At 65.6% G+C, this 1,258-nt stretch carries 1 protein-coding gene; it reads right to left on the bottom strand.

The window, feature by feature from the left end:
* Positions 1-1,258: formyl-CoA transferase (gene frc / locus RBB18_RS23130; RefSeq protein ID WP_306112642.1), on the bottom strand; the 1,258-nt coding region annotated here is incomplete at both ends.

Raw genomic sequence — 1,258 nt, 5'->3', positions numbered from 1 at the left:
TCTGCGGGTCTCCCACGGCGCCGCTATCCAGCACCGCCTGCAGCTCGTCGCCGTCATAGCCCAGCACCTCGCGCAGGATCTCCACCGTGTGCTCTCCCAGAAGCGGCGAGCGCGTCACGTCCACCGGGCTGTCGCTCAGCTTGATCGGGCAGCCCACCGACGCGTACTTGCCGCGCTTGGGATGATCCACGTCCACGATCGTGCCCGTCGCCCGCAGGCCGTCATCCTCGATCAGCTCCTTGGTCGACAGGATCGGCCCCACGGGGATGTTCAGCGGGTTGCAGATGTCCATCACCTCGAACTTCGTCTTGGTCATGGTCCATTCCTCGATCGTGCCGAAGATCTCGTTCAGCTTGTCCAGGCGCTCGGGCGGGGTGGCATAGCCCTCGGCCGTCTTCCACTCGGGCTTGCCGATCACGTCGCAGATCTGCTCCCACACCGCGGCCTGGGTGATGAAGTAGGTGTATGCGTTGGGATCGTCCTCCCAGCCCTTGCACTTCAGGATCCGCCCCGGCTGGCCGCCGCCACTGTCGTTGCCCGCGCGCGGTGTCGCCTCGCCGAACTCGATGCCCTCGCCGTACTGGCTGTATTCCTTCAGGGGCCCCGCCTCCAGCCGCTGCTGGTCGCGCAGCTTGACGCGGCAGAGGTTCAGCACCCCGTCCTGCATCGGCGCCAGCACCTTCTGGCCGCGGCCCGTGCGCTCGCGCTGGAAAAGCGCCGTCATGATGCCGAGGCAGAGATGCAGCCCGGTGCCCGAGTCGCCGATCTGCGCGCCGGTCACCAGCGGCGGGCCATCGCGGAAGCCCGTGGTCGAGGCCGCCCCGCCGGCGCATTGTGCCACGTTCTCGTAGACCTTGCAGTTCTCGTAATTGCCCGGGCCGAAGCCCTTGACCGAGGCCATGATGATCTTGGGATTGATCTCCTGGATCCGCTCCCAGGAAAAGCCCATGCGATCCAGCGCGCCCGGCGCGAAGTTCTCGACCAGCACGTCGCATTCCTCGATCAGGCGCGTGAGCACCTGCTTGCCGGTCTCGTTCTTCGAGTTCAGCTCGATCGAGCGCTTGTTGTGGTTGAGCATGGTGAAATAAAGGCTGTCCGCGCCCGGCACATCCACCAGCTGCTGCCGCGTGGCGTCGCCCACGCCCGGCCGCTCCACCTTCAGAACATCCGCCCCGAACCACGCAAGAAGCTGCGTGCAGGTCGGACCCGACTGAACATGCGTGAAGTCCAGAATCTTGATGCCGTCCAATGCTTTCAT

It is taken from the genome of Roseovarius sp. MMSF_3298 (assembly GCF_030733705.1).
Taxonomy (GTDB): domain Bacteria; phylum Pseudomonadota; class Alphaproteobacteria; order Rhodobacterales; family Rhodobacteraceae; genus Roseovarius; species Roseovarius confluentis.
The sequence above is the reverse complement of the archived record's forward strand: the minus strand, read 5'-3'. Positions and strand labels throughout refer to the sequence as shown.